We start from the raw sequence: 24,662 nt of genomic DNA, 5'->3' as shown, positions 1-24,662 counted from the left end.
CGCTGCGGATGGGTGTAGCGGTTATGCACGACCCGTCCAGCCTGTTTGCGGCAATTATGACAGTTGTTCCACCGCCCAGCGCGCCGCATCAGCCACGGTTTCATCCGGGTCTTTGGTCAGACCTTGAGCAACAGGTCTCAAATTCGCCTGCCCGGAGTTTCCGATGGCATATAGAACATTGCGCACAAACCGGTCCCGCCCGATGCGTTTGATGGGTGAGCCTGAGAATTTCGCGCGAAAATCCGTATCGTCCAGAGCCGCCAGTTCTTCCAATGCCGGGGCCATCAGATCGTCCCGGGCAATGTAACGCATATCGCTCGCAGCAACGGCAAACTTGTTCCACGGACAGGCCGCCAAGCAATCATCGCAGCCGTAGATTCGATTGCCCAACTTACTGCGCAGTTCAGGCTCCACCGGACCTCTATGTTCGATAGTCAGATACGAAATGCACCGCCGCGCGTCCAACTGGTAAGGGGCAGGAAACGCATCTGTGGGGCAACTGTCCAGGCAGGCGCGGCAGGACCCGCAATGATCCACTTCTGACGCATCCTCTGGCAGCTCCAACGTAGAAAAAACAGACCCTATAAAAACCCAATTTCCCCATTCACGGCTCACAAGATTGGTGTGTTTTCCCTGCCATCCAAGTCCGGCGGCATGCCCCAGAGCTTTCTCGGGAACCGGCGCAGTGTCGACAAACACTTTCACCTCACCCCCGGCTTCGGCAATCAGCCATCGCGCCAGCCGTTTCAGCCGCTTCTTGACCAGATCATGATAATCTTTGTTCTGCGCATAGACCGAAATCGCGCCACGGTCTGGATGGTTCAAGATCTCTGTCGGGTCATGTTCTGGCGTGTAACTCTCAGCCAACATAATCACCGACCGCGCCTCAGGCCACAACGCGGCAGGATCTCCGCGCCAATGGGTTCGCTCGGCCATCCACCCCATTTGTCCATGATACCCAGCATCCAAAAACGCCCCCAAGCGTTCCGGCACCTGTGGAACATCCCACGGACGACACACCCGACAGGCCACAAACCCCTCAGCCAAGGCCTGTTGCACCAGCTTTTTCTTAAGATCCGATCCGCTCTTCATCTGGCTACAAATATCCTCGGGGGGAATCGCGACAACGGCGCGATGGGGGGCAGACAGCCCCCTGTTACACCCTATCAGAAATCCAGATCAGCGTAATGGGGCGGTGGTCGGAACCCCGGCACCTGATCCGCCAGTATCGAACGAAACGCAGGGCGCGATTTGATCTTCGCGTACCAGTCCTTGACCACCTGACTGCGGTTCCAATCCACGTCCGAGATGTAGTCCAGCGAAGACAGATGTGCGGCAGCCGCGAAATCCGCTAATGTCATCTGATCCCCGGCCAGCCAACGGCGGTGATCCAGCAGCCACGCCATGTAATCCAGATGGTATTTGATCGCTTTTGCGCCTTGTTTGACATTCTTGCTGTCCGGGTACCCCTGACCTGTCACCTTTTTATTCACCCGCTCATACAGCAGCTTCGATGTCACCTCGTGGTGGAACTTGTCATCAAACCATCCAACAAGCCGCCGAACCTCAAACCGGGCTTCGGGATTTTTCGGCATCAAAGGCGGCTCTGGGCGGGTTTCTTCGATGTATTCGCAGATCGCCGCACTTTCCGCCATGATCTGCCCGTCCAGCCGCAACACCGGCACTTTTCCCGCCGGATTGCGGCGCAGAAAATCCGGATCCTGTTCCCAGTATCTTTCTTCGACCAGCTCAACTTCGATCTTCTTCTCCGCCAGCGACAGACGGACCTTGCGGCAATACGGAGAGAGGGGAACGTGAAACAGACGCGCCATGGACTTCCAATCGAACCAGTGAATACCAGACAGATTTAGCCTTTGACAGCGGCGGGTTTCAATCCTCGAAACAATCTGCGCGACCATCTGCGCGGATGGTGGCCGCCCCGTCCAGAATGGAAGCTGCCCGTCTGCGGGTGCGCGAGGTCGGATCCGTGACAGACCGATTGCGCGGCGACGGCAGAATGGCAGCGATCCGCGCCGCTTGAACCGAAGTCAGCTTGGACGCGTTGGTGTTGAAATAGCGTTGCGCTGCCGCTTCGACCCCAAACACGCCGTTCCCGGTTTCCGCAACGTTCAGGTACACTTCGAGAATACGCTGTTTGCTCCAGAAAATCTCAACCACAGGCGTGATCGAGGTTTCCAGTGCCTTGCGCACCCAGCTGCGCCCCTGCCAAAGGAACACGTTCTTAACCACCTGTTGGGTGATGGTCGAGGCACCCCGATTGCCGCCATCCTCAATCGCATCGCGGATGGCTTCGACATCGAACCCCCAATGCAGGCAGAAATTCGCATCCTCTGCCGCGACAACCGAACGGGCCATGATCGGGGCCATGTCCTCGATCGGCACCCATTCGCGGTCCACCTTTCCCAGCCGCCGCCATTCTGACCAGATCGTATGGGTCACGGGTGGATTCACGACCGAAAAAAGCAAGATCAACGCTACGGCGAATGCCGCAGCCACCAAAGCCACGCGCGTCACCCAACGGCGAACCTGCCGCCCAACTGGTGTTTTCTTTTTTGCCGCCTTGTTTTTCCGACCGCCTGATTTGCGGGCTGCTTTCTTCGCCATGCCTTGCTATACGCCGCCAGGCCCGCGATGGAAAAGGGCTAAATCGCGATCAGCCTGGCGTCCCTGGGGCGAATAACCGGACGCACCGTTTTCTGATCATGCGCGTCACGCTCGCGTAACTCGGGAAAAAGAGACAGAATTTCAGCCTGTGTTTCACGTTCTGACCGTGAAACAGCGTGGCCGGGATAGTAACTCTCGCTCTTTGCCCCATTCGCAAAAATAATCTCATGCTGTGCAAACAGCAGATGGATATAGTCTACTTCACCGCCTTCAACGCGCGTCACGGTATCACCATTGACGAGACAATGTGCAGCAATCAAAACCTCGGCATGTCCGAAAAGGTAAGGCGCGCGCCAATCATCGATCAGCATCCTGTGCTGAGGTGAAACCATCAGAGGCTGTTTCAGGCCCAGCACTTCCGCCTCGAACCGGACAGGGGCATGTTTGCCTTCGGCGGCGACGGTCGTTGAACCAATCCAAAGCACGGGCTGGGCGCCGTTGTCGGCGGTTTCAACCATATCACCTACATTGAGATCCTCGATCCGTCTGGGACCATCCGGCGTTTCGATCATCGTTCCGGGGGTGAAACATGGCGGGCCGAGGTCTCCACCAGCAACATCGACTGAGCCGAACGAGCCGCCGGTATCGCTTGTGTCCGTGAAGGAGGAACTGACGAATGTCCCGTTTTGCAGGACCTGATCATCTGTCGGTGTAAAGAGCCTGCGGCCATCCGCGAGGTAGAAGGTTACACCAGTATATGTGACTTGGGATCCGTCGCTCAGTTGGATGGTTACCATGTCGTTGAAAAAAGACGACGTGATATCAGACCCATCAAGCGAATCGTTGTTCAACCGATTGATCAGGCCATTGTCATTCTGATCCACGAGGTTGAGGCTCTGAACCGTCAGGTTCGAACCAAAAACCGTACCGTTGCGGCCTGGGTCGGCCGGGTCTAACTCAAAAAACTGGTCTGTATACGTCGTTGGCATTCGACTGCTCCTGCAATCTCGTATGGTCGCGTTCCAGTTTGGAAGCAAATCCCGAAGAAACTGTGGCCATAGCTAGGCGCGATCGGAGCAAAAACGCAAGAAATTGGATCACATTGCGTGAAAATCGATAAAACCCGCGTGTTCACGATGACACGCGGGTTTTTCGATCAGGTGCAGCTTTCCCGATTACTCCGCCGGAACAGCAGTCGCTTCCTCGCTCAGCGGGTGGCTGAGCTTATTCAGCATCTCTTTGGGGCAGACCTGCAGGAAGTTGGCTTTTTCGACCTCCCAATGCTGCAGAATGTCCGCGGCCTTACGGCTGAAGGTTTCGGATTGATGGGTTTCGATCAGCGACTTCAGCTGCTCTTCCCAATGATCAACCGTCACCGGGCAGGTCACCAGCGTCTCCAGGTTCATCAACTGTTCGGCCTTGCCTTCGGGGTCGTACAAATAGGCCATGCCGCCCGTCATCCCCGCGCCAAAGTTCGCGCCGATGCTGCCCAGAATGACCGCGACACCGCCGGTCATGTATTCACAACCGTTCGACCCGCAGCCTTCGACCACAACCCTCGCGCCCGAGTTCCGCACCGCGAACCGCTCACCCGCGCGACCGGCCGCATACAGCTGACCATCGGTGGCCCCGTACAGTACGGTGTTGCCGATGATGGTGTTGTCATCCGCCTTCAGCGGGCTGACCTGCGGTGGGCGTACGACGATCATGCCACCGGACAAGCCCTTGCCGACATAGTCGTTAGCATCGCCCGAAACCTCCAGCTTCAGACCCGGGGCGGCAAACGCGCCCAGCGACTGACCGGCCGAACCTTGCAGCTTCACATGCAGATGGTCGGGTTGGAACGTGTTCCGCATGCCGAAATTCTGCACGATATGGCTGGAGACACGAGTGCCCACCGTCCGGTGCGTGTTCTGGATCGCGTAAGACAGTTGCATCTTCTCGCCGTCCTTCAGGAACCGGGCCGCATCCTGGACGATCTCGGCATCCAGCGTATCCGGCACCGCGTTGCGGTCCTTATCCCGGTTATAGACGATGTCATGCGCACCATCGACGGTGATCAGCAGCGGGTTCAGGTCCAGATCGTCCAGATGCGCCGAACCACGGCTGACCTGCGCCAGCAGATCGGCCCGGCCAATGATCTCGTCAATCGAACGCGCGCCGAGGCTGGCCAGCAATTCACGCACTTCCTGCGCGTAGAAGGTGATCAGGTTGACGACCTTGTCCGCGTTGCCGGTGAATTTGGCACGCAGGGATTCATCCTGCGTACACACGCCGACCGGGCAGGTGTTCGACTGACACTGACGCACCATGATACAGCCCATCGCAATCAGGGCGGCGGTTCCGATACCGTATTCCTCGGCCCCCATCATCGCCGCCATGACGATGTCGCGGCCCGTGCGCAGGCCTCCATCGGTCCGCAGCGTGATGCGGTCGCGCAGGTTGTTCATAGCCAGAACCTGATGCGCCTCGGTCAGGCCCATTTCCCACGGCAGACCTGCATATTTGATGCTGGTCGCAGGTGAAGCACCCGTACCGCCATTGTGGCCCGAGATCAGGATCACATCCGCCTTGGCCTTGGCCACACCAGCGGCAATCGTGCCAACGCCCGAAGACGCCACCAGTTTCACCGTCACTTTGCAGCGTGGGTTGATCTGTTTCAGGTCATAGATCAGCTGCGCCAGATCCTCGATCGAATAGATGTCGTGGTGCGGCGGCGGTGAAATCAGCGTCACGCCCTTGGTCGAGTGCCGCAGACGTGCGATCAGGTCAGTCACCTTCATGCCCGGCAGCTGACCACCCTCACCGGGTTTCGCACCTTGGGCGACCTTGATCTCAAGCTCTTCGCACTGGTTTAGGTATTCGGCAGTCACGCCAAACCGGCCCGAGGCCACCTGTTTGATCTTGGCCGACGGGTTGTCGCCATTCGGTTCCGGCACGAAATGCGCCGGGTCTTCACCACCTTCGCCTGAGTCGGACTTGGCGCCGATCCGGTTCATCGCCACGTTCAGCGTCTTGTGTGCCTCAGGGCTGAGTGCGCCCAGAGACATGCCCGGCGTCACGAACCGCTTGCGGATCGAAGTGATCGATTCCACCTCTTCAATCGGCACCGGTTTGCCCATCGGTTTGAAATCCATCAGGTCGCGCAGATGGATCGGCGGGTTCGATTGCATCTTGGCCGAATACTGCTTCCACAGCTCATATGAGGCTCTGTTACAGGCCATCTGCATCATATGCATCGAGGTCGCTTCCCACGCGTGAGTCTCACCCGACTTGCGCGCCTTGTAGAAACCACCGATGGGCAGCACGTCCAGACCGCTGGTCCAGCCTTTGGCGTGAATCTCCTCGGTCTTGACGCGGATGCCGTGGATACCGATGCCCGAGATGCGGCTGGTCATGCCGGGGAAGTACTCGGCCACCATGGCACGGCTGAGGCCGACCGCCTCGAAATTCAGGCCACCGCGATAGGAGGACACCACCGAAATACCCATCTTGGCCATGATCTTAAGAAGGCCCTGATCGATCGCCTCGCGATAGCGGGCCACGTTCTCGGTCAGCGTGCCATCCAGCAGGCCGCGGTCGATCCGGTCGGCCAGCGAATCTTCGGCAAGATAGGCGTTCACCACCGTCGCGCCACAACCAATCAGCACCGCAAAGTAATGCGGGTCGATACATTCCGCCGAACGCACATTAAGCGAACAGAAGGTCCGCAGGCCCTGACGGGTCAGATGGCTGTGAACGGCGCTGGTGGCCAGAATCATCGGCATCGCCACCTTGTCCGGCCCGGAGCGCTGATCCGTCAGCACCAGATGCCCGGCACCCGAGCGCACGGCTTCTTCGGCCTCGGCCCGAATACGGAGCAGTGCGGCGTCCAGATTGCCAGCGCCCGGCTCGAAACTACAGTCGATCTCGGCCAGCGGAGCGTTGAAATTCTCAACCAAAACCTTCCACTGGGCATTGCCGACAAAGGGGCTTTCCAGAACGATGATCTCAGTCTGGCTGCTGTCTTCGTCCAGCACGTTCTTGAGGTTGCCGAACCGGGTTTTCAGCGACATCACGCGATACTCGCGCAAAGAGTCGATGGGCGGGTTCGTCACCTGACTGAAGTTCTGCCGGAAGAAATGGCTGAGCGGACGATACTGTTTCGACAGAACCGCCGAGGGAGTATCATCGCCCATCGAGGCCAGCGCCTCTTTGCCGTCTTCGGCCATGGGTGCCAGAATCTGTTCCAGTTCCTCAACCGAATATCCAGCCGCGATCTGACGCTTGCGCAGATCCTCGCCAGAGAACATCGGCGTTTCGGTCACTCCGGCCAGCGCCTCGTCCAGATCGTTGATCTTGCCGACCCAATCACCAAAGGGCAACGCACGCGCCAGCTTGTCCTTGATCTGCTTGTCGCGGAACAGCTTGCCCTTCTTCATATCAACGGCCAGCATCTGGCCCGGGCCCAGCGCGCCTTTTTCGGTCACGGTGGCCTCATCAATCGGCACCATTCCGGCCTCGGAGCCGGCGATGACCAGGCCGTCGCCCGTCACCACATAGCGCATCGGGCGCAGACCGTTTCGGTCCAGACCGGCACAGACCCAGCGACCGTCAGTCATGGCCAGCGCGGCGGGGCCGTCCCATGGCTCCATCACCGAGTTGCAGTAGGAATACATGTCGCGCCACGCTTGCGGCAGTTCCACAGCCTGCTTGGACCAGCTTTCCGGCACCAGCATGGTTTTCGCCATCGGGGCCGACCGGCCTGCACGCACCAAGACCTCAAAAACCGAGTCTAATGCGGCCGAATCCGACGATCCGCCTGCGATGATCGGCTTGATGTCATCAGCATAATCGCCAAAAGTGCCGCTCGCCATGCGGATCTCATGGCTTTTCATCCAGTTGACGTTGCCCTTCAGCGTATTGATCTCGCCGTTATGAGCCAGCATGCGGAACGGCTGCGCCAGCCACCATTGCGGGAAGGTGTTGGTGGAATAGCGCTGGTGATAGATCGCAAAGGCGGATTCGAACCGCTCATCCATCAGATCGGGGTAGAAGACCGCAACCTGTTCGGCCAGCATCATGCCCTTGTAGATGATCGAGCGGCAGGACAGCGACGCCAGATACAAGCCTGAAATTCCTGCAGCCAAGGCCGCCTTTTCGATGCGGCGCCGAATAACATAGAGCTCGCGTTCAAAGGTTTCCTCATCCACGCCTTTGGAGTTCGAGATCAGGATCTGTTCAATCTCGGGCCGTGTGGCGTTGGCCTTTTCGCCCAGACAGGTCACGTCCACCGGCACGTGACGCCAGCCATAGATGTAATAGCCCATGCGCAGAACTTCGGTTTCCACGATGGTCCGGCACTGTTCCTGCGCGCCGAAATCGGTGCGCGGCAGAAAGACCTGACCGACGGCAATCAGCTGGTCCAGATTGGGCTCATGGCCGGTGCGGCGGATCTGATCGTAAAAAAACTGCACCGGAATCTGCACGTGAATACCCGCGCCATCGCCGGTCTTGCCATCGGCGTCCACCGCGCCACGGTGCCAGATCGCCTTGAGCGCATCGATACCTGCATCGACCACCTTGCGCGATGCTTTGCCATCGACCGAAACAACCAGGCCTACACCACAGGAAGAATGCTCTTCTTCCTCGGAATAGAGACCGTTTTCCGCCATCCATTTGCGCTTGGTTTCCTCGGCCCGCACCCAATCGGCATCATATTTGGTCATTGGCTGTCTCCTTCTTCCGGCTGGGCATACATGGCTTCGACCTCGGCTTTGGTCATCTGCTTGCGTTCGCCTGCGAACGCATACCCTTCGGGCTTTTTGTCGATATAAAGTTCCAGTTTCAGCGCATGGCCTGTGTCTTCAAACAGGCCTGCTGCGATTTGGGTCTGTCCGTGCATCTCGCCCGGCAGAGTGATCCGGTACCAAAGCGCCGAGCCACAGTCGGCGCAAAAGGCACGTTCGGCCCAGTCGGACGAGGTATAGGTTTTGACCGGCCCCAATGCCGCGTACCCTTCTTCGGCCGGGAAGGTCACCAGCATCGAACTGGTCCAGCGACGACATTGGTCGCAATGGCACGCACCAAGCGCATCTTTCGCCGGGGTGGCGGTCACGGTTACCGCACCGCACATGCATTGGCCTTGCAAATCGGGCATTGAACCCTCCTGTCGCTGGGCGTTGGGTTATTCGGCTGCGACCGCAGCCTTGGCGTTGAAGCGGTCGATAATGGCATCGGCGCAGTCGCGACCGTCGCGGATCGCCCACACCACCAGAGAGGCACCGCGCACGATGTCACCGATGGCATAAACACCGTCCATTTCGGTTTCGCCGGTCTGGAACGCCGCCTTAACGGTTCCCCAACGGGTCACGGGCAGGTCGGGCTGACCGAAGAGGGTCGGCAGGTCTTCGGGCTCAAATCCCAGCGCCTTAATCACCAGATCAGCGTCTTCAACATAATCCGCGCCTTCGATCACTTCAGGGGCCTGGCGGCCGGAGGCATCGGGCTGGCCCAGACGCATCTTCTGCACCATAACGCCGGAGACCGTGTCATCGCCGGTGAACCCTTTGGGCGCGCTAAGCCATTCGAACACAACGCCTTCTTCCTCGGCGTTTTGCGTTTCGCGCTGCGAGCCCGGCATGTTGGCCCGGTCGCGACGGTAAAGACATTTGACCGAAGTCGCGCCCTGACGGATCGAGGTGCGCACGCAGTCCATTGCGGTATCACCGCCACCAATCACGACAACCTTCTTGCCTTCGGCATTCAGGCGGCCATTGTCAAAATCCTCAACGTCGTCGCCAAAACTTTTGCGGTTCGAGGCTGTCAGGAAGTCGATGGCTTTTTCAATGCCATTCAGACCGCTACCGGGCATCGAAAGATCGCGGGACTTATAGACACCGGTCGCAATGATCACCGCGTCATGTTTGGCGCGAATCTCTTCGAATTTGGCTGCATCCACGTCGCAGTTCAGCACGAACTCGACTCCGCCATCGGCCAACAGGTCATTGCGGCGCTGAACGATGTCCTTTTCCAGCTTGAAACCGGGGATGCCGTACATCAGTAGGCCACCGGCGCGGTCATAGCGGTCATAGACAGTTACCTGAATACCGGCGCGGCGCAGCATGTCCGCTGCGGCCAGACCACCGGGGCCACCACCAATGATGCCAACGCTTTCGCTGCGCTCAGATGCTGGAGCAACCGGCTTCACCCAGCCTTTGTCCCAAGCGGTGTCGGTGATGTATTTCTCAATCGTACCGATGGTGACAGTACCGTGGCCCGACTGTTCGATCACACAGTTGCCTTCGCACAGGCGGTCCTGCGGGCAGATGCGGCCACAGATCTCAGGAAAGGTGTTGGTGGCCTGGCTGGTCGCATAAGCCTCTTCAAGACGCCCCGTGGCGGTCAGGCGCAACCAGTCGGGGATATTGTTGTGCAGCGGGCAATGCGACTGGCAGTAAGGCACACCACATTGGCTGCAACGGCTGGCCTGCTCTTCTGCCTTGGCCGACGCGAATTCAGCGTAGATTTCGTCAAAGTCTTCTTTGCGCACATCGGCTGCACGCTTTTCCGGCATGACACGGTCGATCTGCACAAATTTCAGCATCGGTTGCTTGGCCACGGGTCAGACTCCATGAATTGGCTTGGTCCGGCTTCTTTAAGGGATGAACATTCGGATGAAAAGTAAAATATACTGACCTAATTTAAGAAAATGTCTCGCGGCATTGAGAAAGAAGGGAATTTTCTTTCATTTTTAGTTCCGATTCGGACTTATATGTGTGCTTTCCTTTTTTCCTCCACCCTTATACCCATAAACCACAACAAAAACGTGGCGGCAGCACGGCAGGGCAGATGAGTCTTTTCCACCTGATTCTCGTAGCAATCATTCAGGGAATCACTGAGTTTTTGCCCATATCTTCATCGGGTCATCTGATCCTTTTGCCGAACCTGACCGGCCTTCAGGATCAGGGTCAGGCCATAGACGTCGCGGTGCATGTTGGAACTCTTGGTGCCGTGGTTCTGTATTTCTGGTCGGATGTGAAGCAGGCCCTTGCCGGGTTGCCGCGCGCGTTGACGGGACGGACGGACACACCGCAAGCCCGTCTGGCTCTGGGCCTGATCGTTGCAACAATCCCGACTGTGATCGCGGGCTTGATTCTGCACGTGACCGGATTCAGCGAGGCCATGCGCTCGATCACTGTAATCGGCTGGACAATGCTGGGCTTCGGTCTGTTGCTGTATTGGATGGACCAGAAAAGCCCCGAAACCAAAGACGCCACCGATTGGGGATTGCGCGACGCATTCATCATGGGGCTATGGCAGGTCCTTGCGCTGATCCCCGGCACATCGCGATCCGGGATCACCATCACTGGCGCGCGCCAATTGGGCTATACCCGAGAAGTTGGTGCGCGGATCGCCATGCTGATGTCGATCCCGACAATTCTGGCGTCAGGAACCTTGCTGGCGATGGATGTGATACGCGACGCCGATGCGCAACTGGCCCGGGACGGGGCTATTGCGGCGGTGTTTGCTTTTGTCTCGGCGCTGCTGGCGCTCAGCCTGATGATGCGGCTGCTGCGCAGTGTCAGCTTCACACCCTACGTCGTCTACCGCGTCATTCTTGGCGCGATCCTGCTGTTCATGGCCTACAGCTGATCAGATCTGCAGGTTCTTGGCCGAGTTCTGAATGTCATCGTACTGACCCGAAGGGCGGAATTTCCACAAATATTCCGGCAGCACCGATTCCAACGTGGTCGGTTCGATCCCAAGATCTGCAAAGGATTTGGCACCGTCAGACACCACGTTGTCATGGCGCAGGTTCTTGAGCTGATCGCGGGTCAGAATGTTGTTCGGGAACAGCTGGAAACTGACAAACTTCGCAATATCCAGAACACCTGCCATAATCCGGGCCGCGAAAAACGGCATGCCGATGATGATGCGGCGACGGTGAATCACCTCAAGCATCTGCTGCATCAGGGCGCGGAAGGTCTTCACTTCGGGTCCGCCAAGCTCATAGACGCCCGGTTCGGCTTGCCCCAGAATGCCTTTGACAGCAGCCTGAGCAACATCGTCCACAAAAACTGGCTGGAACTTGGTTTCCGCGCCAACCAAAGGCAGGAAAGGTCCCATACGGGTCATTCCCGCAAAACGGTTGAAGAACTGATCTTCGGTGCCAAAGATCACCGACGGGCGCAGGATCACCGCATTTGGCATATGTTTCAGCACGCCCGCTTCGCCCTGCGCCTTGGTCTGGGAATATTCGCTGTCTGCGTCCAAATCCGCACCGATGGCCGAGATATGCACCATCCGCTCTATGCCCTGCTGCGCGGCCAAACGAGCAACCCGCTCAGCCCCTTCGGCCTGCACGGTATCAAAGCCGTTCTTTCCCAGCGCATTCAGCACGCCGACGCAGTTCACCACCACATCGGCGCTCTGCATCGCCAGCGCGACCGAAGCATCGTCACGGATATTGCACAGCACCGGTTCCACCTGACCGACTGCACCGTAAGGTTTCACGAACATGGCCTCATTCGGACGACGCACCGCCACCTGAACACGCCACCCCTCACTTGCCATGCGCCGCGCGATGTAGCGACCGACAAATCCCGATCCGCCATAAATCGTCACAAGTTTCGACATGAGAGGGCTCCTGCTGAGAAATTGCGCCCTAGAACTAACGCCCGCAGACCAGTCAAACAAGGCGCTAATTCGCCGCGACGGCAGTGAAAGACACCAACCTCAAAAGATGGTCCAAAACCAAATTCAAAAAACTTTCAAAAATCTCACCGAATCCGGTTGACGCCCCCCGCCACTAGGCTTAAACGCCCCTCCACGACACCTGCCCAGGTGGCGGAATTGGTAGACGCGCTAGCTTCAGGTGCTAGTGTCCGTATGGACGTGGAGGTTCGAGTCCTCTCCTGGGCACCATATCCCCTTACAAAGTACGTGCAATTTCAAGTGTTTAGATAAAGATGTTTGTGTCGAAAACCGTCTTTTGCGATCAGAAATGACAAAACCGGCGGGTAATGCCCCGAACGGTCAAATCTAACTGGTGATCACTGACATCAGAGTTTAGTTTGCACTTTGTTGAACAAGGCAAATCTAATGCGAAAGACCTGAAAGCGGCTTTTGAAAACCATGACTGGTCGGGCAAACGGGGAAGAGCGCCTCGGTCAGGTCCCGGATCGACTTTGGCTGCCACGGCGCGGCTTCGCGAGTCTTTACCCGTAATTTTCGAGAAATTTGCAATCCGAAGATTTCTTGACGCCCCCTGCGGTGACTGGACGTGGATGCAGGCCGTGGACCGGTCGGCGCTTGAATCCTATCACGGAGCGGATATCTCAAGCTCAATCGCAAGCGCTGTTGGCGAAGAGTTTTCTTCAGACAGCGTGTCGTTTTCCGAACTGGATATATGCTCAGACCCGCTGCCCAAAGCCGACCTTATGATGTGCCGCGAGTGTTTGTTTCATCTGAAACACGAAGCAAAATGGGCCTTCTTCCGAAACTTCATCGAGGCAGATATTCCCTATCTACTTTTTTCGATCGATCACGTGCGACACAATCAGGACCTCAATAAAAACGGCGGGTTTCAACTGTTCAACCCCATGATCGAACCGTTCAATTTCCCGATGCCGTTGTACTATGTTCACGAAACATCAGATGAAGAGACTTTTGATCTCCATGACCCGAAGCTGGGCAATCGTCAGCACCGATCTATGGGGTTGTGGAGCCGCGAAATGGTTGTGCAGACCATAGTGGCAAGTGCTGCCTGAGCAGAGCCACCCTTCGAGAAACCAACACTGCTGAGTTTCAGGACGCCGATTGTTCGGAAACGATCTCACCAAAACTGGTAAAGAATTTACCTGAAAGCTTCTTGGCGGTCCCTGCGATCAACCGGCTACCTAACTGTGCGATCTTACCGCCAATGTCGACCCTGGCTGTATAAGTCAGCACCGTCTCATCCCCGTCTTCTGTCAGCGTAACCTCGGCCCCGCCTTTGGCAAAGCCTGCTGCCCCGCCCTTGCCTTCGCCGGTCAACGTGAACCCGTCCGGAGCATTCGCCGTATCCAACGTGACTTCCCCCGCAAAACGGGCTTTGACCGGGCCGATTTTCAGAACCACCTTAGCCTCAAGATCGGTCGGTGAATTCTGTGTCAGTTCTTCGCACCCGGGGATACAGTTTTTCAGAACCTCGGGATCGTTCAGCGCGCGATAAACCACGTCGCGAGGCGCAGAGATACGAATTTCGTCAGTCAGTTCCATTCAGGTCTTTCCTTTGTTCAACAACATCTTGGGAAAACACGCAGCGCCTCTTCCGTGGCTTCTTTGGTGTCTTGTTTCGGGCGCGCAGGCCACTTGCGGCGCAGGCGTTCAAGCAAGTTTTTCATCATGAGTGACCTCTGTCGATTTATCGCTGTTCCGCCACATCACGATCTCGGCCAGGATCGACAGGGCAATCTCGTGCGGGTCAATGGCGTGGATGTTCAGCCCGGCTGGGGATTTCAGGCGCGCGACCTTCACGGGATCCATCCCTTGCGCAATCAGCTTCGCTGTCAATGTGTCTGCCTTACGACGGCTTGCCACCATCGACACACGCGCGGCTTCGGTTTCTAATGCAGCCTTCAGCGCTGCTGCGTCCTTGCGCCCCTGCGCGGCCACAACTACGAAATCCCGAGGCTCCACTCCCAGCGCTTCGACCTGATCCGGATCGAACCGGGTATGGTCTCCGGCGGCTTCAACGCCATCCTCAACAACGGTACGAAACCCTGCCAGCAACCCGTGCGCCGCCAAGGCTTTGGCGATTAACCCTTCGCCGAAGATCACCAGCCGGGGCGCGTGTTGATAGGGTTCGACCAGCAGATCGACAGTGCCGCCGGACGGGCAACCGCTTTTGAAGGTTTGCACGCCATCCGGGTCTGTCATATTCACCACCTTTTCCGAAGGTTTGACACGGATCATCTTCGGCTCTCCACTGGTCAACGCCTGCTGCGCCGAGGTGCGGACAGCGCGCTGCACACAAGCCCCGCCGAGATGACCCAGAATTTTCCCGTCTCGCGTGATCGCCGCTTTGCCTCCGGCCTTGGCCGAGGTCGCATCGGCAGTGCGCAGAACTGTTGCCACGCAGAAGGCTTCTCCGGTCCCGCGCAGCCGTTCAATGGTGTCAAAGATGTCGAAATTCGCCAATGTTAGACTCCTTTCAAAGCTTCCGGAATTCGGGTTCCAACGCCGCTAATGCATCAAGAGTATTTGCGGGCAGATGAGCATCCAGATAGGGTTCCGCCGCCTGCATTGCGGCAGCAATCGGCTGATAGTCCTTCCAGCCCTTCAATGGATTCAGCCAAACGATCCTGCGCGCCTTGCGCCTGATCCGTGCCAGTGCCTCTCCAAGCGCCTGCGGGTCAGAACTGCAATACCCATCCGACAGGATCAGAACGACAGTCCGCCCATTCAATGCCCGGGAACCGTAACCGGACAGAAATCGCTCAAGACTGCCGGAAATGTCGGTACCCCCACCAAATCCCTCAGCCATGAGAGACAAGCGTCCCGCCGCCCGCAGCGTATCGTGATCACGCAGCGCATCGGTAACGCGCATCAGCCGCGTGTGAAACAGGTAGGCATCCGCCTCGGTCCCGCTGCCGATCAACCCTTTCAAAAAGGCCAGAAACACGCGCGAATACACGGTCATCGAACCGCTCACGTCACACAGTGCTACAATTCTCATTGGACGCGGAGGGCGCGCACGGCGATACAAATCCAACGGCTCACCACCACGCGCCAAACTGGCACGCTGAATTCGGCGCATGTCCAGATCGCGTCCGTGCAACGCCTTTTTTCGACGGCGCGAGTGGCGATCCCGTATAGATCGGGCCAAGACAATAGCCGCCGTTTCAGCCTGTTTTAGAGTCTCTTCATCCATCAACTCACGCAAGTCCCGGCGCGACAGGTTGGCCGTTCGGGTCGAGATCAACTTCCCGTCCCTCCCTTCGGCTTCCCCATCGCTCCGGTCAGGAGTGGTGGCTTCCTGTGTCGAATCGGACCGTGTTTCATCCGCTGCCTGATCCTTGGACTGCCAGATCATCGGCTTTGCGGATTGAACCCGCACATGCGTGCTTTGGGCCGTGCCTGTGCGCTGCTTACTCGCGTTGAACCAGTATGCGTCAAACAACTCATCAAAACGGCGCCAATCCTCCGCATCTCCGGTCAATACGGCGCACATCGCTTGGCGGGCCTGATGCGCGTTCGTCGCATCGACCTCAGACAAAGCAGCCAACACATCCCCGGTTTCCAAAGGACCAACACTCAGGCCATTCATGCGTAAATGCGCGATAAAGCCCGCCATGCGATCCGCGATGCCTGAAGCACGTGAGGGAAAACGCGTGACCAGCATCACGCCACCTTTCCGATCAAGCGATCCATCACCTCTGGCGGGGCAGCATAATAATCAGCCGCGGTCTTCAGCAGGCAAACCAATGTTGCCTGCACCTCTTCCGGTGATTTGGCCATGTCATTGACACCCAAACCAGACAGAGCGGCTGCCCAATCCAGCATTTCCGCAATACCAGGTGTTTTCTCAAGGTCCTCTTTCCGCAGCGCTTGCACAACCCCAATGATCTGTCGCGCCAGAACCCCCTCAATTTCGGGCATCCGGGATCGCAAGATCGCCATCTCGGTTTCCTTCGACGGGTAATCGAGGAAGCTGTACAAACACCGCCGGCGTAACGCATCCGATAGGTCACGCGTCCCGTTGGCTGTCAGGATCACGATCGGCCTTACTTGTGCCGTCACAGTTCCCAGCTCTGGTATCGTGATCTGAAAATCCGAGAGGATTTCCAAAAGGTAAGCTTCGAACTCCTCATCCGCTCGGTCGATCTCATCAATCAGAAGAACCGGGGGCTTCTCCTCAGTAATAGCCTCTAACAAGGGCCTTTTTAACAGATAAGCATCCGAAAACAGGTCGGCCTCATCAACCCCACCCTGCGCTTCACTTGCACGGATCGCCAACAATTGTCGCTGATAATTCCATTCATAAATGGCATGGCTGGCATCCAATCCTTCATAGCATTGAAGCCGGATCAAACGCGCCTCCCGCCATGCCGCCATTGCCTTGGCAACTTCGGTTTTGCCGACGCCTGCAGGCCCTTCCAACAGCAGGGGCCGCCCCAACTGCTGTGCCAGATGCAGGGCCATCGCCAGCCGATCATCGGCAACATAGCCCTGCGCAGCCAATCCGTTCTGAACGTCAGTCAAAGTCAAAACCAGGATCCATTCTTCATCTGGCCAAAAATATCCCGGGGGAGGTTCGGAGGGGGTAGAACCCCCTCCGCTCGGTCGGACCGGCAATCGCCGGTCCGAAACCGATTACCCGTGCATCCCCAACCCATTTGCGATCTTCCAGATTCGCCAATGATCATGCGGCATGTGGCTCTGCACCAACCCAAAGGGCCGGAACGCGTCATGCACCGCGTTCGAGAAACAGGGCACACCGCCAACATTCGGGCTCTCGCCCACACCCTTCGCACCGATCGGATGGTGCGGAGACGGCGTCACCGTGTAATCAGTGATATAGTTCGGTGTCTCCCACGCAGTCGGCAAGAAGAAATCCATCAACGTGCCAGTCTTCACATTGCCCATCTCATCATAGGCAATTTCCTGACCCATCGCGATAGCCAGCGCCTCGGTCACGCCACCATGGACCTGCCCGTCGATGATCATCGGGTTGATCCGGGTACCGCAATCATCCAACGCATAGAACTTGCGAACCTCCCACTCGCCGGTATCCACGTCAATTTCCATGACGCAGATATAAGCCCCGAACGGATAGGTCATGTTCGGCGGATCGTAATAGCTGACCGCCTCCAGACCCGGCTCCAGACCCGGAATGGCCTGGTTGTAAGCGGCAAAGGCGATTTCCTTCATGGTCTTGAACCGCTCGGGCGTGCCTTTAACGGTAAACCGGTCGACATCCCATTCGACATCGTCGTCATGAACCTCAAGCAGATAGGCGGCAATCATCTGCGCCTTGGCACGGATTTTGCGCGCGGCCATGGCAGTTGCCGCCCCCGCCACCGGTGTCGACCGAGACCCATAGGTGCCAAGCCCATAAGGCGCGGTGTCGGTGTCACCCTCTTCCAACGTGATATCATCCGCGGGTAGGCCGATCTCGCTGGCGATAATCTGGGCAAAGGTCGTGGCATGGCCCTGACCCTGACTGATCGTCCCCAGCCGCGCGATGGCGGAACCGGTCGGGTGGATGCGAATCTCGCAGCTGTCGAACATGCCCAGCCCGAGGATATCGCAGTTCTTCACCGGCCCGGCCCCAACGATCTCGGTGAAATGCGTCAGGCCAATCCCCAGCAGTTTGCGGGTCTTGCCAGCCTTGAAATCTTCGATCCGTTGAGCCTGCTCGGCCCGCAGACCTTCATAGTCCACGGCCTTCAGCGCCTTGTCCCACGCAGTGTGGTAATCGCCCGAGTCGTATTCCCAGCCCAACGCAGACTGATACGGGAACTGTTCTTTGCGGATGAAGTTGATCCGGCGCAGCTCTGCCGCGTCAATGTTCAGCTTGATCGCCAGAACCTCAATCATCCGCTCAATGAAATAGGCGGCCTCGGTCACCCGGAAGGAACAGCGATAGGCGACACCGCCCGGAGCCTTGTTGGTGTAAACACCATCCACGGCCAGATAGGCGGTCGGGATGTCATAGGACCCAGTGCAGATATTCATGAAACCGGCCGGGAACTTGGTCGGGTCGGCGCAGGCGTCGAACCCGCCATGGTCCGCCGTTGTATGACACCACAGCCCTGTGATCTTCCCGTCTTTCGTGGCAGCAATCTTACCCTGCATCCAGTAGTCGCGGGCAAAGGCGGTGGACATCAGGTTTTCCATCCGGTTCTCGACCCACTTCACCGGCTGGCCGGTTACAATCGAAGCGACAACCGAGCAGACATAGCCCGCATAGGCGCCGACCTTGTTGCCAAAGCCGCCGCCAATATCAGGGCTGATGACGCGGATATTGTGCTCGGCCAGACCAGAGATCAGCGACACAACAGTGCGGATCGCGTGCGGGGCCTGGAAGGTGCCATATAGCGTTAGCTTGCCGGTGACCTTGTCCATGGACGCAACACAGCCGCAGGTTTCCAGCGGACAAGGGTGCGTCCTGTGGTAATAGACCATCTCTTCGGCCACGACATCGGCCTCACCCAGAATGGCCTCGGTCGCTTGTTTGTCGCCCTGTTCCCAGGTGAAGATGTGGTTGTGATGCTTGCGCGGCCCGTGTGCGCCCTCGGTCTGACCCGCAAGGTCTTCGCGCAGGACAACGTCCGACTTCAGTGCCTCGAACGGGTCGGTCAGCACGGGAAGTTCTTCGTACTCAACCTCAACCAGCTCGGCCGCATCCGCCGCGATGTACCGATTTTCAGCGACGACATAGGCGACTTCCTGGCCCTGGAACAGAACCTTGCCGTCCGCCAGCACCATTTGCTTGTCGCCGGCCAGCGTCGGCATCCAATGCAGACCCAGCGGCGCCAGATCCTCGGCCGTCAACACAGCAACCACGCCGGGCACGGCAAGCGCAGCGTCCTTGTTCACGCTGACGACGCGAGCATGTGCATAGGGCGACCGGACAAAAGCGCCGAACAGCATCCCGTCCAGTTTGATGTCATCGACATAGTTGCCCTTGCCTTGGGTAAAGCGCACATCCTCGACTCGTTTGCGGGCGCAGCCCATCCCTTTGAGATTGGCGGCGCGTTCTTCGGGGGTCAGAGTCTGGTCGTTCATTCTGCAGCCTCCTTCTGTCCATTGAGAATGTCGGCAGAGGCCGAGATCGCCTTAACGATGTTCTGATACCCGGTACAGCGGCAGAGGTTGCCAGCCATACCAAAGCGGATTTCTTCCTCGGTCGGGTTCGGGTTCTCCTGCAACAAGCGATGCGCGCGGGTGATCATACCCGGCGTGCAGAAGCCGCATTGCAGCCCGTGATGTTCGCGGAACATTTCCTGCAGAACACCAAGGCTGCCATCGTCATTGGTCAACCCTTCGACGGTGGTGATATCGGCCCCGTTCACCTGCGCCACAAAGGTGGTGCAGGATTTGACGGACTTGCCATCGATGTCGACGGTGCAAGCGCCGCAATGGCTGGTTTCGCACCCGATATGAGGGCCGGTGATTTTCAGATCTTCCCGCAGGAAATGGATCAGCAGCGTGCGCGGCTCGGCCAGTCCTTCGACCTGTTTGCCGTTCACGGTGAGTTTGACGTGCATTTTTGACATCGTTGTTCCTCCCCTCAGCCCGCGCGGCTTTGTGCACGGTCGATGGCGCGGCGCAGCATCACGGCGGCCACGTGTTTCTTGAATTCGACGGGACCTCGGTTGTCGGCCACCGGGTCTATCGCGTCGAGCATTGCGGCCAAGCAGCCCTCGACATCCCCACCCGCAAGTGCGTTGCTCGCGTCTTCGGACCAGATGGGCGTGTCCGCAAGGTTGGTCATCGCAACCGAGGCCTGTCCATTGCCAACCATCACCGCAGCGGCGGCGGTGGCATAGTCGCCGATCTTGCGTTTCTGCTTTTCATAGGCCTGACCAACACCCGCGCCCGGCACGGGGATCGAAATCTGGGTCAGGATTTCCTCATCCTCGCGTGCAGTAAAGTAAGCGGCCTCATAGAAATCCCGTGCCGCCACACTGCGGGTCCCGTCAGGAACCGATAGTTCAAACGTGGCGTTCAGGCATTGCATCAGGCCCGGCATGTCGTTGCCCGGGTCGCCATTGGCGACGTTCCCGCCAACAGTGCCAACATAGCGCACTTGCGGGTCCGCGATCTGCAGAGCCGCCTCGCGGATCAATGGAATAGCTGAGGCCAGACCATCATGCGTGATCAACTCGTGCTGCGTCACCATCGCGCCCAGCGAGACGGTGTCCGTCCCGATTTCGATGCCTTTCAATTCATCAATCGCCTGCAGATCGACCAGATGGCCCATCTCAGCCATGCGCAGTTTCATCATCGGGATCAGGCTGTGCCCGCCCGCGATCACGCGCGCTTCATCTCCGTGTTCTTGCAAGATGCCGATGGCCGAGGCGATGTCGCCTGGCCGGTGATACTCAAAACCGGCTGGTATCATGTTTTTCCTCCCTGGGTCCGAGCGGTTTGCCTTGGGGGACCTGAGGCAAGGAAAGAGCGGTGGAATTAGCTGATCCAGTTAAGGAAAACGGGGCGCGCAGCTTGTTTCACGAAATGCGAATGAGCTGCACGAGATGCGATCAGAGGCCCAGCGCTTCGCGAATGTCCGTCAGACGGGAACGGCTGACCGGCACCTTGCTCAGCGCATCGACACCATCAAAATAACATGTGCCATTGTCCTTGTGCCGCTCGAAACTCGAGACATGTTTGGGGTTCACCAGATAGCTGCGATGCGCCCTTAAAAAGCCTTCGGGAAGCAGCCGCGTTTCCGCGTCAGTAATCGACCATGGGCAGAACAGCTTCTCTGCGTCCATGTACAGGACGGTGTAATGCCCCTCGGCCCGAATGGCGGCAATGTGGGCGGGATCTGCAAAAAAGGTCTGGCCTTCACGCTCAAACGGAACACCAGCGCGCATCTGCGTCGGCTCGGGCAAAGGCTCTGGGGCAGCAGCAGGTGCGACTTCGGGTTTTGGTTCGATGAACGTGATCCCAGTCAGCAAAAATGCACCACAGATCAGGAAGACGGATACGGTAACCCCCATCGCCAGCACCTGATTATCGAGTGCAGGGCCCGCGCTGCCGGGGCTATCGCTGGCTACGAAATCGGTCAGGCCGGTGGCGACAAAATGCATAGTGAAGACAGCCAGCCCGAAACAGACCGTGCCCAGCAGGATGTTGCGCTGGGTTCGGTTGCCATAGGCGACCCAAATGGCCGCCACGGACAATATCACCGATGCCAAAGTGGACAGGATAACATCGAAAACACTGTAAACAGGGCGGCATAGCTGCATTCCCGCCATGCCGACATAGTGCATCACGACAATACCCAATCCCACAATCACTCCGGATCCAATCATCGTTTGTATGGAACGGGGCCTGAAATGCAGCAGCAGCAGCGCCAGCCCGACCATCAGGATCGCAACCAGCGCCGACATCAGTGTGATCAAAGCATCGTAGTAAAACAGGATCGGCAGTTGCAGGCCCAGCATCGCAACAAAATGCATCGACCAGATGCCACCGCCCAGAACGACCGCGGCCAGAGCCACCACAAATTTGCGCCGCTGGCTGTCCAGCTTTGACGCGCCATGCGTCAGGTACAGACCCGTGAACCCGGCCATCAGCGCCACGGCAAGCGATGCCGCCACTAACCAGGCGTTATGCGAGTAGTCCAACATTTGGGTTTGAGCGCCCTCCCCGACGTGAGGGCGACGTTAGCAAACGGATTTGGCTGCGACAATTCACAGTTGGCTGTTGCAGGGTTCAGGCCTGCTTCTGAGCCTCTGCCTCGTCCGCAACCTCAACGGCGTCTGCGGTCACCTCGACCACATCGTCATCTTCCGCAGGCTCCACAACCTCGGGCTCTTCGGATTGATCCTCAAGCGCACCGACGATCAGAGGCAGCATGTGCACACCGGTCGCGCTTGCGATCTCGGGTGTTTGCGGCGTCTGCCAACTGAGCGTGTCGAAGCTGCTGCAGTTCTGACAGACCGGCCCCCATTCAGGCTGGATGTCGTGGCAGTTGGTGCACACCCATTGCGGACCACGCGGTGCGTTCAGTGCTTTGGCCAGCCAGCCTTGGACAACAGCGTCCGAAGCGCCCTCGCCCCGTTCGATCGCAGCCATCAGTGTGTAAGCGCGCGCATCACCCTGTTTTTCGACCACATCGCCCAGCGCACGGCGGGCTTCGGGGAAATCTTCGGCCACAATGTTCAACTCGGCCAGGATCAGGCGGGTTTCCATGTTCTCGGGATGAATGCGGGTCAGCGCGGTGAAGCGTTTGATTCGCTGGTCCGGGGATTCATCCGGCGCGATCTCGGCAAAGGCATGGGCCAGATCAGGGTGGGGCTGCACTTCCCATGCCTTTTTCAGGATCTTTGTCGCCGGCCGGGGTTTGCCTTTGGCGATGTATGCACGGGCGGCCATGGCAGCCGCAGGTACCAGATCGGGCGAAAGGCGATTGGCTTCGATCGCGTGTTCCTGTTGTTCGACGGTCGCGTCTTCGTCCAGAATTCCCTTGGCTTCGGACAGCGCCAATACCGCATCGCGCCGTTTGAAAACGTCGCGCGGCAAATACCCGGCCTTCAACTTGGATGTCAGGGTCGAACGCGCACCGGCCCAATCCTGCGCCTTGGTTTGCAGGTTCAGCAACACATCCTGCGTTTCTTCGTGGCGCGGCTTGAGTGCCAGCGCTTTCTCAGCCAGCTTGCGTGCGGTTTCATCATCACCTTCAGCCAGCTTCTGCTTCATGATCCCGCGCACGCCAACAAAACGGGTTGCGTTGTTGGTCACCAGTTTTTTGTAGGTGTCCGACGCCTTTTTGGTATCCCCGGTCATCTCGGCGGCCTGTGCCACCAGAAGGTTGGTCAGTTCCGGTTTATGCAGCAGTTTCTCGGCCTTGCTGGCCTTGGTCATCGCAACACGCCCTTCGCCGGATGCCAGCGCCATCAGGCCGTCAGCCAGGGCCTGATAGCCGCGCTGCTCCCGATTGCGGTCGAAATAGCGCGACAGGGCCGTTTCGTCGCCATTGAGGAATTTCAACGTTGCGACCAGCAGGCTGAGCAGTTTGAAAAACAGCCAAACCGCAAACACCAGCACGCCCAGCGCAATCACTGACTGAAGCGGCCCCAGTGTGAATTCGGTGCCCGCGACGGTGATCTGAACCCCGCCGCTGGTTTGCATCAGAAAGTGACCGCCCAGCGCCAGCAGGCCGATAATCGCAACAAAAACGAGGATCTTAAACAATGACCACAGCATGGCAGGTCCTTCAGTTCGAGTTCAGGCTGGAAGCCAATGTATTCGCCGCATCAACTGCAGCGACCCGTGTCTGGGCCGCCTGCTCCCAATCGGCCATCGCGGTCTGCGCCGCTTCGGGAAGTGATTTCAGTTCGCTCAGCGCCTTGGACAGGTCCCCGTCCGCCAGCGCCGCCTGCGCACGCGACAGAACGGCATCCGGACCATCGCCCTCTTGAGGCGTGACCGAGCGCGCGCCGGTTTGGCGTTGCAGGAAGGCGATCAGGCCAGTGCCTTTGTCGGCATCGCGTGCCTCGGCCAGTGCCGTTCGTGCAGCGGGATCAAAAGAGGACCGCAAGGAATTCAAGGATTCCACGCCTTTTTCGGCCGAGTTCGACAAGGCATCCGGTACATCGACGCCGCCCGCCTTCAATTCAGCGACCAAATCGGAATAGGGCTGGCCTGCATCCAACTGCCCATGCAGGCGCGACAGGATGGCGGCATTCGTTGCGGCCCGTGCTTCTGCCGAGGCCTTGGCCTCAAGCGCCTGAGCATCCGAGACCATTTTTTCGACCTCGGCACGTTGCGCCGCCAGTGAATCCTGAAGCTTTTTCAGCTCGGCCTCAAAAGCGGCAGTAGCCTCAGGCGAAGCATTGGATTCGATCGGGGCTTTTTCAAGCGCAGCGATCCGATCCGACAAAGGCGTAACCTGGCCGGACAGCGTATCTACCGAGGATTTCACCGCGCTCAGGTCGCCTTCGACCGGGGTCAACTTGTCCGATAGCGCTTTGACCTGATCCGTCAGACTGGAAACATCCGGACTGTTTGTAAGCGCCTGTGACAGCTTGGCGATCTGGTCTGACTGATCCGCCAGTTTCGATTCCAGCGCCGCCAGTGCTTCTGAGTTGTCGCTGCCACTCGGCAGCAACCCACCATTGCCCAGTGCAAACCCTGCTGCGGCCGCGATGGCGCCCCCCAGCAAAGCGGGCACAAAACCGCCGCGCTTTTCCACCACGCGCTCAACAGTCTTCTCTTCGACCGGAGCGGTCTCTTCCGATAGAATTTCGGCTTCGGCTTCGGCTTCGGCTTCGGCTTCGGCTTCGGCTTCGGCTTCGGCTTCGGCTTCGGCTTCGGCTTCGGCTTCGGCTTCGGCT

The 24,662-nt window shown here is 58.3% G+C and carries 20 protein-coding genes and 1 tRNA gene; 3 read left to right on the top strand and 18 right to left on the bottom strand.

Annotated elements, in window-relative coordinates:
- Window positions 1-54: 54 nt before the first annotated feature.
- From queG to ACR0LF_RS21590, 7 genes are all read right to left on the bottom strand, one after another.
- Window positions 55-1,092 carry a tRNA epoxyqueuosine(34) reductase QueG gene (gene queG / locus ACR0LF_RS21620; protein WP_480583469.1) on the bottom strand — a complete coding sequence of 346 codons (1,038 nt, stop codon included), beginning with the start codon at window positions 1,090-1,092 and terminating at the stop codon, window positions 55-57.
- A gap of 74 nt (window positions 1,093-1,166) precedes the next feature.
- Window positions 1,167-1,832 (bottom strand): FtsZ-binding protein FzlA, encoded by a 666-nt coding sequence (gene fzlA / locus ACR0LF_RS21615; protein WP_480583472.1) that lies wholly within the window; start codon window positions 1,830-1,832, stop codon window positions 1,167-1,169.
- 58 nt (window positions 1,833-1,890) lie between these two features.
- Window positions 1,891-2,625, bottom strand: a complete 735-nt coding sequence (gene mtgA / locus ACR0LF_RS21610; RefSeq protein WP_480583475.1) for a monofunctional biosynthetic peptidoglycan transglycosylase — start codon at window positions 2,623-2,625, stop codon at window positions 1,891-1,893.
- Window positions 2,626-2,663: 38 nt separating this feature from the next.
- On the bottom strand, window positions 2,664-3,614 hold the full coding sequence (locus ACR0LF_RS21605; protein ID WP_480583478.1) for a Hint domain-containing protein: 951 nt from the start codon (window positions 3,612-3,614) through the stop codon (window positions 2,664-2,666).
- Between the two features lie 186 nt (window positions 3,615-3,800).
- Window positions 3,801-8,333, bottom strand: coding sequence for a glutamate synthase large subunit (gene gltB / locus ACR0LF_RS21600; RefSeq protein ID WP_480583482.1), 4,533 nt, complete (start codon window positions 8,331-8,333; stop codon window positions 3,801-3,803).
- Window positions 8,330-8,764: a GFA family protein gene (locus ACR0LF_RS21595; RefSeq protein WP_480583485.1), complete on the bottom strand. Its 435-nt coding sequence runs from the start codon at window positions 8,762-8,764 to the stop codon at window positions 8,330-8,332. The genes gltB and ACR0LF_RS21595 overlap by 4 nt, the downstream gene beginning before the upstream one ends.
- Before the next feature lie 27 nt (window positions 8,765-8,791).
- Entirely contained in the window at window positions 8,792-10,225 is a 1,434-nt protein-coding gene (locus ACR0LF_RS21590) for an NAD(P)-dependent oxidoreductase (RefSeq protein WP_480583488.1), read from the bottom strand.
- Window positions 10,226-10,455: 230 nt separating this feature from the next.
- Here ACR0LF_RS21590 and ACR0LF_RS21585 point away from each other — a divergent pair, with 230 nt between their 5' ends.
- Complete coding sequence (locus tag ACR0LF_RS21585) at window positions 10,456-11,259, top strand: undecaprenyl-diphosphate phosphatase (protein ID WP_480583491.1); 804 nt, start codon at window positions 10,456-10,458, stop codon at window positions 11,257-11,259.
- Here the strand turns inward: ACR0LF_RS21585 and ACR0LF_RS21580 are convergent, their stop codons facing one another.
- A complete protein-coding gene (locus ACR0LF_RS21580) occupies window positions 11,260-12,243 on the bottom strand; it encodes a complex I NDUFA9 subunit family protein (protein WP_480583494.1) in 984 nt (327 codons plus the stop codon).
- A 201-nt stretch (window positions 12,244-12,444) separates the two neighbouring features.
- On the opposite strand from ACR0LF_RS21580, the gene ACR0LF_RS21575 reads away from it, so the two are divergent.
- Window positions 12,445-12,531, top strand: a tRNA-Leu gene (locus ACR0LF_RS21575).
- A gap of 362 nt (window positions 12,532-12,893) precedes the next feature.
- Complete coding sequence (locus tag ACR0LF_RS21570) at window positions 12,894-13,376, top strand: hypothetical protein (protein ID WP_480583498.1); 483 nt, start codon at window positions 12,894-12,896, stop codon at window positions 13,374-13,376.
- Window positions 13,377-13,413: 37 nt separating this feature from the next.
- Here the strand turns inward: ACR0LF_RS21570 and ACR0LF_RS21565 are convergent, their stop codons facing one another.
- From ACR0LF_RS21565 to ACR0LF_RS21520, 10 genes are all read right to left on the bottom strand, one after another.
- Entirely contained in the window at window positions 13,414-13,866 is a 453-nt protein-coding gene (locus ACR0LF_RS21565; RefSeq protein WP_480583501.1) for an SRPBCC family protein, read from the bottom strand.
- A gap of 108 nt (window positions 13,867-13,974) precedes the next feature.
- Window positions 13,975-14,787, bottom strand: coding sequence for an XdhC family protein (locus tag ACR0LF_RS21560; protein ID WP_480583503.1), 813 nt, complete (start codon window positions 14,785-14,787; stop codon window positions 13,975-13,977).
- Window positions 14,788-14,800: 13 nt separating this feature from the next.
- A complete protein-coding gene (locus ACR0LF_RS21555; RefSeq protein ID WP_480583506.1) occupies window positions 14,801-15,991 on the bottom strand; it encodes a vWA domain-containing protein in 1,191 nt (396 codons plus the stop codon).
- Window positions 15,991-16,857: an AAA family ATPase gene (locus ACR0LF_RS21550; RefSeq protein WP_480583508.1), complete on the bottom strand. Its 867-nt coding sequence runs from the start codon at window positions 16,855-16,857 to the stop codon at window positions 15,991-15,993. The genes ACR0LF_RS21555 and ACR0LF_RS21550 overlap by 1 nt, the downstream gene beginning before the upstream one ends.
- A 105-nt stretch (window positions 16,858-16,962) precedes the next feature.
- Window positions 16,963-19,380 (bottom strand): aerobic carbon-monoxide dehydrogenase large subunit, encoded by a 2,418-nt coding sequence (locus ACR0LF_RS21545; RefSeq protein WP_480583511.1) that lies wholly within the window; start codon window positions 19,378-19,380, stop codon window positions 16,963-16,965.
- Window positions 19,377-19,871, bottom strand: a complete 495-nt coding sequence (locus ACR0LF_RS21540; protein WP_480583514.1) for a (2Fe-2S)-binding protein — start codon at window positions 19,869-19,871, stop codon at window positions 19,377-19,379. The genes ACR0LF_RS21545 and ACR0LF_RS21540 overlap by 4 nt, the downstream gene beginning before the upstream one ends.
- Window positions 19,872-19,885: 14 nt before the next feature.
- Window positions 19,886-20,719, bottom strand: coding sequence for an FAD binding domain-containing protein (locus ACR0LF_RS21535; RefSeq protein WP_480583517.1), 834 nt, complete (start codon window positions 20,717-20,719; stop codon window positions 19,886-19,888).
- A 139-nt stretch (window positions 20,720-20,858) separates the two neighbouring features.
- Window positions 20,859-21,953, bottom strand: a complete 1,095-nt coding sequence (locus ACR0LF_RS21530; RefSeq protein ID WP_480583520.1) for an MHYT domain-containing protein — start codon at window positions 21,951-21,953, stop codon at window positions 20,859-20,861.
- A gap of 85 nt (window positions 21,954-22,038) precedes the next feature.
- The gene (locus ACR0LF_RS21525; protein WP_480583522.1) at window positions 22,039-23,532 is read right to left on the bottom strand and encodes a heme biosynthesis HemY N-terminal domain-containing protein; all 1,494 of its coding nucleotides are present in this window, start codon (window positions 23,530-23,532) and stop codon (window positions 22,039-22,041) included.
- A 10-nt stretch (window positions 23,533-23,542) separates the two neighbouring features.
- Window positions 23,543-24,662, bottom strand: a 1,120-nt coding sequence (locus ACR0LF_RS21520) for a COG4223 family protein (protein ID WP_480583524.1), incomplete at its 5' end; no start/stop codon positions are given.

This window comes from Ruegeria sp. E8 (assembly GCF_056533985.1).
The sequence above is the reverse complement of the archived record's forward strand: the minus strand, read 5'-3'. Positions and strand labels throughout refer to the sequence as shown.

Excerpts from the sequence above, each read along its gene's own strand:
- queG (WP_480583469.1), bottom strand. The coding sequence starts at position 1,092 with ATGAAGAGCGGATCGGATCTTAAGAAAAAGCTGGTGCAACAGGCCTTG.
- fzlA (WP_480583472.1), bottom strand. The coding sequence starts at position 1,832 with ATGGCGCGTCTGTTTCACGTTCCCCTCTCTCCGTATTGCCGCAAGGTC.
- mtgA (WP_480583475.1), bottom strand. The coding sequence starts at position 2,625 with ATGGCGAAGAAAGCAGCCCGCAAATCAGGCGGTCGGAAAAACAAGGCG.
- ACR0LF_RS21605 (WP_480583478.1), bottom strand. The coding sequence starts at position 3,614 with ATGCCAACGACGTATACAGACCAGTTTTTTGAGTTAGACCCGGCCGAC.
- gltB (WP_480583482.1), bottom strand. The coding sequence starts at position 8,333 with ATGACCAAATATGATGCCGATTGGGTGCGGGCCGAGGAAACCAAGCGC.
- ACR0LF_RS21595 (WP_480583485.1), bottom strand. The coding sequence starts at position 8,764 with ATGCCCGATTTGCAAGGCCAATGCATGTGCGGTGCGGTAACCGTGACC.
- ACR0LF_RS21585 (WP_480583491.1), top strand. The coding sequence starts at position 10,456 with ATGAGTCTTTTCCACCTGATTCTCGTAGCAATCATTCAGGGAATCACT.
- ACR0LF_RS21580 (WP_480583494.1), bottom strand. The coding sequence starts at position 12,243 with ATGTCGAAACTTGTGACGATTTATGGCGGATCGGGATTTGTCGGTCGC.
- ACR0LF_RS21570 (WP_480583498.1), top strand. The coding sequence starts at position 12,894 with ATGCAGGCCGTGGACCGGTCGGCGCTTGAATCCTATCACGGAGCGGAT.
- ACR0LF_RS21565 (WP_480583501.1), bottom strand. The coding sequence starts at position 13,866 with ATGGAACTGACTGACGAAATTCGTATCTCTGCGCCTCGCGACGTGGTT.
- ACR0LF_RS21555 (WP_480583506.1), bottom strand. The coding sequence starts at position 15,991 with ATGCTGGTCACGCGTTTTCCCTCACGTGCTTCAGGCATCGCGGATCGC.
- ACR0LF_RS21545 (WP_480583511.1), bottom strand. The coding sequence starts at position 19,380 with ATGAACGACCAGACTCTGACCCCCGAAGAACGCGCCGCCAATCTCAAA.
- ACR0LF_RS21540 (WP_480583514.1), bottom strand. The coding sequence starts at position 19,871 with ATGTCAAAAATGCACGTCAAACTCACCGTGAACGGCAAACAGGTCGAA.
- ACR0LF_RS21535 (WP_480583517.1), bottom strand. The coding sequence starts at position 20,719 with ATGATACCAGCCGGTTTTGAGTATCACCGGCCAGGCGACATCGCCTCG.
- ACR0LF_RS21530 (WP_480583520.1), bottom strand. The coding sequence starts at position 21,953 with ATGTTGGACTACTCGCATAACGCCTGGTTAGTGGCGGCATCGCTTGCC.
- ACR0LF_RS21525 (WP_480583522.1), bottom strand. The coding sequence starts at position 23,532 with ATGCTGTGGTCATTGTTTAAGATCCTCGTTTTTGTTGCGATTATCGGC.